Source organism: Microcystis sp. M090S1 (assembly GCF_020246295.1).
In the GTDB taxonomy this organism is placed as follows: domain Bacteria; phylum Cyanobacteriota; class Cyanobacteriia; order Cyanobacteriales; family Microcystaceae; genus Microcystis; species Microcystis aeruginosa.
On sequence record NZ_JADBTF010000381.1, the window covers coordinates 1 to 7976 of the forward strand.

General features: G+C 45.1%; 8 protein-coding genes and 1 pseudogene. 7 read left to right on the forward strand and 2 right to left on the reverse strand.

The features are described 5' to 3' along the window. Positions 1-194 (forward strand): hypothetical protein (locus IM477_RS16805; RefSeq protein ID WP_287732708.1); only part of this gene is annotated, 194 nt, incomplete at its 5' end. A 16-nt stretch (positions 195-210) separates the two neighbouring features. On the opposite strand, the gene IM477_RS16810 is transcribed toward IM477_RS16805, so the two are convergent. Together IM477_RS16810 and IM477_RS16815 are read right to left on the reverse strand one after the other, a co-directional pair. Further along, positions 211-330, reverse strand: coding sequence for a photosystem II protein Y (locus tag IM477_RS16810; protein ID WP_044035004.1), 120 nt, complete (start codon positions 328-330; stop codon positions 211-213). 65 nt (positions 331-395) lie between these two features. Further along, on the reverse strand, positions 396-947 hold the full coding sequence (locus tag IM477_RS16815) for a gamma carbonic anhydrase family protein (RefSeq protein WP_002798512.1): 552 nt from the start codon (positions 945-947) through the stop codon (positions 396-398). Positions 948-1055: 108 nt separating this feature from the next. On the opposite strand from IM477_RS16815, the gene IM477_RS16820 reads away from it, so the two are divergent. The 6 genes and pseudogenes from IM477_RS16820 to IM477_RS23435 all read left to right on the forward strand — a co-directional run bounded on the left by IM477_RS16820 (position 1056) and on the right by IM477_RS23435 (position 7925). Beyond that, positions 1056-1571 (forward strand): TIGR02652 family protein, encoded by a 516-nt coding sequence (locus IM477_RS16820; RefSeq protein WP_287732712.1) that lies wholly within the window; start codon positions 1056-1058, stop codon positions 1569-1571. A 132-nt stretch (positions 1572-1703) separates the two neighbouring features. Further along, on the forward strand, positions 1704-2201 hold the full coding sequence (locus tag IM477_RS16825; protein ID WP_287732709.1) for a VOC family protein: 498 nt from the start codon (positions 1704-1706) through the stop codon (positions 2199-2201). Between the two features lie 129 nt (positions 2202-2330). Continuing rightward, positions 2331-3368: a class II fructose-bisphosphatase gene (gene glpX / locus IM477_RS16830; RefSeq protein ID WP_287732710.1), complete on the forward strand. Its 1038-nt coding sequence runs from the start codon at positions 2331-2333 to the stop codon at positions 3366-3368. Between the two features lie 184 nt (positions 3369-3552). Further along, on the forward strand, positions 3553-4839 hold the full coding sequence (locus tag IM477_RS16835; RefSeq protein WP_287732711.1) for a glutamyl-tRNA reductase: 1287 nt from the start codon (positions 3553-3555) through the stop codon (positions 4837-4839). Between the two features lie 292 nt (positions 4840-5131). Beyond that, a complete protein-coding gene (locus IM477_RS16840) occupies positions 5132-7594 on the forward strand; it encodes a BsuBI/PstI family type II restriction endonuclease (protein WP_002757967.1) in 2463 nt (820 codons plus the stop codon). A gap of 142 nt (positions 7595-7736) precedes the next feature. After that, positions 7737-7925 (forward strand): annotated as a pseudogene (locus IM477_RS23435) (hypothetical protein). Positions 7926-7976: the final 51 nt, after the last annotated feature.

Sequence of the window (7976 nt, forward strand, 5' to 3'; positions counted from 1 at the left end):
ACCGACAATATGCTCACCAATACCCCACAACCCACACCCTACACCCTACACCCCACACACTACACCCCACACCCTACACCCTACACCCTACACCCCACACCCTACACCCTACACCCTTCACCCCACACCCCAATCAGCGATCGCCCCATAAGGAAAAATTAAAAACCGATCGCCTAGGCGGTCGGTTTTACTAAGAAGTATAAACTATTATTAACTTTGTTTGCTGAGAAACTGTTGAGCTTGTCTAATAGCGGCAGCGCCGATATTGAAGACAGCCCAGCCGGCAGCAATAAGCAAAGGGGTTAAAACGATCAACACTCTCCAGTCCATAGATTTCCTTCTCCTCGGTCAGCACTTAAAAGATTGTTACTTAATTCTCATTTTATATTTATACCCTAATCCGCCCGTTTTGGGAATCCAGTATCAGTAGCTTTTCCCGCATGAACGAGGGCAAGTTTAGCATAGCGCTCGGCGTGTTCGATCAACTCTTGAGCCTCCTGTGGCGACACTTCCCGGACGCGTTTAGCGGGAATACCCACCACTAAAGATCGCGGTGGTATATCTTTTGTGACGATACTACCCGCCCCGACAATACTACCCGCCCCGACGCGCACACCATCGAGAATCACTGCCCCAATGCCGATTAAACAACCGCGTTCAATATGGGCTGCGTGAATTACCGCCCGATGCCCGATGGTAACGTAATCTTCAAGGATAGTAATTTTGCCTGGATCTCCGTGTAGGATCGCCCCATCTTGGATATTAGTATAGGCCCCAATTTCGATGCGTTCCACGTCGGCGCGCAATACCGCCCCATACCAAACACTCACCCCGACAGCTAGGGAAATATCGCCCATTACCGTGGCATTGGGGGCGATAAAAGCCGCTTGACTGACATCGACAAGCGGCCAGAAATTAGAAGTTGATCTTAAGTTATCTAAAGACATGAAAGGATCTACACTAAAGTCGAAAGAGAATACCCGTCCAATTTGGTTGGGTATAATATGGATAGGATTATTGGTACAAAGATAGCAATTTTTAGTTTAGGTTCTTCCATGATCAATGCAAGTTTACAATACCCTGTTTTTGGCCCCGATATCCATTGTCCTCACTGTCGGCAGCTAATCCCCGCCCTCACTTTGACGGATACCTATTTGTGTCCGCGCCATGGGGCTTTTGAAGCCGATCCCAAAACGGGTGAGTTGGTTCACTTGCAGTCAGGACGGCATTGGCGACTCTGGAATGGTGAGTGGTATCGTCAACACACTCACCCGGATGGTATTCGTTTTGAGATTCACGAAGCACTCGATCGCCTCTATACTCAAGGATTTAAAGCGACTAAAGTAATTATTGCCAACCGTTATCGCGATTTAGTTAGTTCCTACCTAGAACGTAACACCACTTGGCGCGGTAATGGACCGGGTGAAGCCACTATTCCCCGTCTCTACGGTTTACCAGTAGAATTTAGCCCCGATGCTCCCGGTGAACCCTGTTGGGATGTAATTAATTTTGATCTGGAAAAAGAACCGGGGGTTCCCAAACGTTATCCCTATTTTCGTCTTTTTGATTAATCAATAGCCATCGGGAGTCAGGAGATAGGAGGCAGGAGATTATTTTTATTTACTCTCCCCATTTCCCCACTTCCCCATTTCCCCACTTCCCCACTTCCCCACTTCCCCACTTCATAATTCTTTCTCCTGAAAATGCACCATGCTTCTATCCGCACCGCTAATATCCATCGGGCGATCGCTTTTTACCAACTTCTCGGTTTTACCCTAGAGGAAAGATTCACCACGGGTTATACTTTGGCCTGTTGGCTAACGGGGTTAAACGGACGCATCGAATTAATCCAAATTCCTCAACCGAAACCCGCCCCCGATGCCTTTAGCGATCAGCATTATGTGGGTTATTATCACTTGTCTTTTGACCTAACAGAAAATGTCAGCAATTTACCAGAATGGTTAGAAAAATTAACAAATAACTTTCAGCAAGCTCATCAAGAGGATGCCGATTTATATCAACCTTTAAAAATTCTTTTGCCACCCCAACAACAGATGATCGGCGATCATGTCTATGAAGTCACCTTTATTGCCGATACAGACGGTTTACCCCTAGAATTTATCCGTCGTTTAACGCCGAAATCAGCGATCCAGGTCTCAATAACGGAGATGGAGGGGACAGTGCTGGCAAAAACTCCCTAGCTATACCAGTCTCCTCCAGATGATCTGCATAAAAACTTAAGAATGATCCCCGTCTGGTGATAGACTTTTGACTGTTAAGGAAACAAACTCACTAGATAAATATAGATCAGCTGTAGGGAGGATCATCGAGTGGAAAGTACGCTAGGGTTAGAAATTATCGAAGTGGTCGAACAGGCTGCCATTGCCTCCTCGAAGTGGATGGGTAAAGGCGAAAAAAATACCGCCGATCACGTCGCTGTAGAAGCGATGCGCGAACGGATGAATAAAATCCATATGCGCGGTCGCATCGTTATTGGAGAAGGGGAAAGAGACGAAGCTCCCATGCTCTATATTGGCGAAGAAGTGGGTATCTGTACCCAAGTTGATGCCAAACAATATTGTAATCCCGACGAATTAGTCGAAATCGATATCGCCGTCGATCCCTGCGAAGGCACTAACTTGGTTGCCTACGGTCAAAATGGTTCTATGGCCGTGTTAGCTATCTCCGAAAAAGGTGGGTTATTCGCCGCTCCTGACTTTTATATGAAAAAATTAGCCGCTCCCCCGGCAGCTAAAGGTCATGTGGATATTAATAAATCGGCGACGGAAAACCTGAAAGTCCTTTCCGATTGTCTCAATCGTTCGATCGAAGAACTGGTGGTAGTAGTTATGGATCGTCCCCGTCACAAGGAATTAATCCAAGAAATCCGCAACGCTGGGGCCAGAGTTCGTCTGATCAGCGATGGTGACGTATCGGCCGCTATTTCCTGCGCTTTTGCGGGAACTAATATTCATGCTCTCATGGGTATCGGTGCCGCTCCGGAAGGGGTAATCTCGGCGGCGGCTATGCGTTGTCTAGGCGGTCACTTCCAGGGACAATTAATCTATGATCCCGAAGTGGTCAAAACCGGTTTAATCGGCGAAAGCAGAGAGGGTAATATCGCTCGTCTGCAAGAAATGGGCATCACCAATCCCGATCGCGTTTACGGTTGTGAAGAATTAGCCAGTGGCGAAACCGTCCTCTTTGCCGCCTGTGGTATCACCCCCGGCACCCTGATGGAAGGGGTACGCTTCTTCCATGGTGGCGCTCGTACCCAAAGCTTGGTTATCTCCACCCAATCGAAAACCGCTCGCTTTGTCGATACCGTTCACCTGTTCGACCGACCCAAATACATTCAACTGAGATAATTCCCTGACCCGGTGGGGTGGGCATGGCTCACCTCGCCCCCATTGGTAAAAATATATAAAGTTTTTTTTCAAACATCTTTTATTTGCATCCCGATGGGGACTAAATTGCAACAATTAGAGACATAACGCACTGATCTTTATCAATAATTTTTGTAGCCTGAGCAACATTTGTAGGAGAACATAAATGAATATTGCTGTAGTGGGCTTGAGTCACAAGACAGCCCCTGTGGAAATTCGCGAAAAATTGAGTATCCCGGAAGCGAAAATCGAGTCCGCCCTTACCCACCTCAAGGGTTATCCCCATATCCAAGAGGTGGCGATTATCAGCACCTGTAACCGTTTGGAAATCTACGCCGTGGTTACGGATACGGAAAAGGGCGTGGTAGAAATTACCCAGTTTCTCGCTGAAATCGGGCATATTCCCCTTAATGTCCTGCGTCGTTATCTGTTTACCCTGCTGCATCAGGATGCTGTCCGTCATCTGCTGCGGGTGTCGGCCGGTTTAGAAAGTCTTGTCCTCGGTGAAGGGCAAATTCTCGCGCAAGTTAAAAATACCCATAAATTAGCTCAAAAGTACAATACTATTAGTCAATTACTCGATCGCTTGTTTAAACAAGCGATGACTGCCGGTAAACGCGTTCGCACGGAAACCAGCATCGGCACGGGAGCCGTATCGATCAGTTCGGCGGCGGTGGAGTTAGCCCATGCTAAGGTGGCAGACCTCAGCAGCAAGAAAATCGCTATTATCGGGGCAGGGAAAATGTCCCGATTATTAGTTACTCACCTTCTGGCTAAGGGTTCTCAGCAAATTGCGATCGTCAATCGCTCCCAAAGACGGGCCCAGGAGTTGGCCCGTGAATTTCCTAACCTACCGCTGCAACTATATGGCTTAGAAGAGATGATGACTACCGTAGCGGCATCGGATATCGTCTTTACCAGTACCGGAGCCACGGAACCAATTTTAACTAAAACTTTATTGACAGAAGTGACGATTACTGCTATGTCCCTGATGTTAATCGATATTTCCGTTCCCCGCAACGTCCATACCGACGTGAAGGAATTGGCACAAGTGCAAGCTTTTAACGTCGATGATCTCAAAGCGGTGGTTGCCGCCAATCAGGAAAGTCGCCGTCAGATGGCCAGGGAAGCAGAGGCACTCCTAGAGCAGGAAGTGGAAGCTTTCGAGCTTTGGTGGCGTTCTTTGGACACTGTACCGACAATTAGCTGTTTAAGAAGCAAAATTGAAGATATTCGCGAACAGGAATTAGAAAAGGCCCTCTCCCGTCTGGGGACGGAATTCGCCGAAAAACACCAAGAAGTTATCGAAGCAATGACCCGCGGTATCGTCAATAAAATCCTTCACGAACCCATGGTACAACTGCGCGCCCAACAGGATATCGAAGCGCGTAAGCGCTGTTTACAGTCCCTGCAAATGCTCTTTAACCTCAGTGTCGGAGAAGAATATAGTTAGGAACCGACAATTGACAAAAATTAAGGGCGATTCTATGGGTCTGTCAAGATGATTTTGAGGGATTGGGAGCGGATAATTTGGCAGCATTCCCCTATCCACAATTTCAAGATTGACAGACCACTAGACGTTTGGCTGTAGAAATGCGGTAATTATGCCCAAATTGAGGGGGTGTTTAACTGATGGAAGTAGGACAGAGGAGGGTGTGGGACCGCAGGGAGCGGTATAATTGATAGTTAGGTGTACCGGGAAGGAGTTCTGTGGTATTGATTCATAACTGCTACTAGATGACCAGATGGCAACGTTCCTTACTGATTCTGCTGATATAGCCAGAGTCTACTACTCTTCAAGATTGAACTTGAAACAGCGTAGTCAGTTGGGTCAGTTCTTGACCCCCGCAACTGTTGCGCGTTTCATGGCAGGACAATTCAACAACCTGTCTGGTCATATTCACCTTCTAGATGCTGGGGCTGGAATTGGAACTTTAACTGCTGCTGTAGTAGAGCGGTTACTGGCAAACCCCGATCAGGTTAGTAGTTGCAGCATTACAGCATATGAAGTCGAACCAGTCTTCTTCCCCTCGCTAAATCAAACCCTCACAGAATGCTGTGCCGCTTTGAACGGAAAAGGAATTCAAGCAGATTATTGCTTGCGGGGGGAGAATTTCATCAAAGCTAGTAGTGAAATGAACTTGCCACTCTTTAAGAAGGTAGTTCCAGGCTTTACTCATGCGATTCTGAATCCACCTTATAAGAAGATTCACAGCCAATCAGCAGAAAAGAAAGTTCTTGCAAGTATTGGGATTGATACTGTAAATCTCTACAGCGCATTTGTTTGGCTTGCCATCGTACAACTTATAGACGATGGCGAAGTGGTTGCGATTACGCCGAGAAGTTTTTGCAATGGCAAGTATTTTCGCCCTTTCCGAAAAGCCTTCCTAGAATATATGAAACTAGATAAAATCCATATATTTGAGAGTAGATCAGCAACCTTCTCAGAAGATGAGGTATTACAGGAAAATATTATTTTTCACGCCCTAAGATCTAAACAAAAACCTAGCACTGTAAAAATAACCAGTAATTCTGAGATGGCATTAGACGAGATTTCAGAATCTAGATATACCCCCTATGACGAAGTGATTGAGCCGAATGATTCTGAACAGTTTATTCATATTGTTACAAATTCTCTCAAGAATTCCTTGAGAGTTCAAATGAATAAAATGCCCTGTACATTGGATGAGATAGGCTTAGAAGTTTCCACTGGTCCAGTTGTTGATTTTCGCCTGAAATCGTCTTTAAGAAACCATTTGAGTGATAGAACTGTTCCCCTACTTTATCCAGAATCTGTAAAAGTAAGGAAAGTAGTGTTTCCTCCTGATAATCCCCGCAAGCCCATTGCGGTAGAAAAAAATAACGAAACAGAAAAATGGTTAATTGAGCCTGGCTGGTATGTTTTGACAAAACGTTTTTCATCCAAAGAAGAAAAGCGTCGTGTTGTTGCTGCTGTGTGTTCTCCTATTGGTTCAAAATCTCTAGGTGTCGAAAATCATCTTAATTATTATCATGCTAAAGGCAGAGGAATGCCTCCTGATGTAGCTAAAGGGTTAGCCGCATTTCTTAATTCAACTTTATTTGATAGCTACTTTCGTCAATTTAGTGGAAATACACAAGTCAATGCTACCGACCTTCGTAGGGTTAAGTATCCATGTAAAAATGACTTAATCCAAATAGGAGTTCAAGTTGGGGACAATGACTTAAACCAAGAAGAAATCGATCAAGTTGTACATGAAGTTCTATCAATTATGGATGAAGCAAGTGCCGCAGTTCAAGCAAACAAACGAATCGAAGAAGCACTGACAATTCTCAAGGCTATCTCTGCTCCTAGAGCGCAACAGAATGAAAGGTCTGCACTATGCTTACTTGCGTTAGCAGATATTCAACCTGATAAACCCTGGAGCCAAGCTACTGCACCAAAACGCGGAATTACAGAAATGATGGATTGGTTCCGTGATCATTACGGAAAACAATATGCACCAAACACACGCGAAACTGTTCGAAAACAGACAATGCATCAATTTGTGCAGATGGGACTGGTGGTTCAGAATCCAGACAAACCAGACCGACCAATTAATAGCCCTAGGTGGTGCTACCAACTTGATCGGCAAGCGTTATCACTGCTTCAAGTTTATGGCTCTGAGCAGTGGGAAGAAGCTCGTAGAAATTATGCGGTTTCAGTGACTAATTGGTTGCAAGCCAGGAATCGAAATCTGCCCATGATTCCTATAACCTTACCCGATGGTCGGGCGATTCAGCTTTCATCAGGTGGGCAAAATATTTTAATTAAAGACATCTTAGAAAGCTTTTGTCCAAGATTTACGCCAGGGGGCGTAGTTCTATATATTGGCGATGCTGGTGATAAATTTATAATCAACGAAACACAAAAATTCCGAGAAATGGGGATTGAATTAGATCCTCACGGGAAAATGCCTGATCTTGTTATCTATCATAGATACCAAGATTGGCTTGTCCTTATAGAAGCGGTGACGAGTCATGGTCCAGTGAATTTGAAACGCCACAATGAACTAAAGCAACTTTTTCAATTAAGCTGTAAGGGTCTTGTCTTTGTTACTGCTTTTCCCAGTCGTAGGGAAATGACTCGTTATCTTGCTGAAATTTCCTGGGAAACAGAAGTTTGGGTAGCTGATCAGCCCGATCACATGATTCACTTCAATGGAGAGAGATTCCTAGGTCCATATTAGAACCCAGAAAAGCGTTCTTAAAGATATCAGTTGTGAAAGTACACCTAACTTCACCGTTAGGTGGCTTAGGTTTTCTGGCTCTTCGGTTTGTGTTATGCAATGGACGGGGGTTATAAGGGATGGAACCCTTATATAGAAAGGCATTTAGCGATTTTTGTCAATTGTTTTTGATCTAGAGCGAACTAATCAATTAAGTCTCTTACCAGATAAGGATTTAGTCGATTTATGCCCCCCTATCGAACCATACCAAGTAACGAAGAACCATTTATTTTTGGCTCTCGGTCGTTCGAGAAATTTCCGTCAGCTATACAACAGTTTATCGTCTCGTTAGACAGGAATTAGGAAGCTCAATTAAAAGTACCTAGACCACGAAATCCGAGAC

Excerpts from the sequence above, each read along its gene's own strand:
- IM477_RS16815 (WP_002798512.1), bottom strand. The coding sequence starts at position 947 with ATGTCTTTAGATAACTTAAGATCAACTTCTAATTTCTGGCCGCTTGTC.
- IM477_RS16820 (WP_287732712.1), top strand. The coding sequence starts at position 1,056 with ATGATCAATGCAAGTTTACAATACCCTGTTTTTGGCCCCGATATCCAT.
- IM477_RS16835 (WP_287732711.1), top strand. The coding sequence starts at position 3,553 with ATGAATATTGCTGTAGTGGGCTTGAGTCACAAGACAGCCCCTGTGGAA.
- IM477_RS16840 (WP_002757967.1), top strand. The coding sequence starts at position 5,132 with ATGGCAACGTTCCTTACTGATTCTGCTGATATAGCCAGAGTCTACTAC.
- IM477_RS16825 (WP_287732709.1), top strand. The coding sequence starts at position 1,704 with ATGCACCATGCTTCTATCCGCACCGCTAATATCCATCGGGCGATCGCT.
- IM477_RS16810 (WP_044035004.1), bottom strand. The coding sequence starts at position 330 with ATGGACTGGAGAGTGTTGATCGTTTTAACCCCTTTGCTTATTGCTGCC.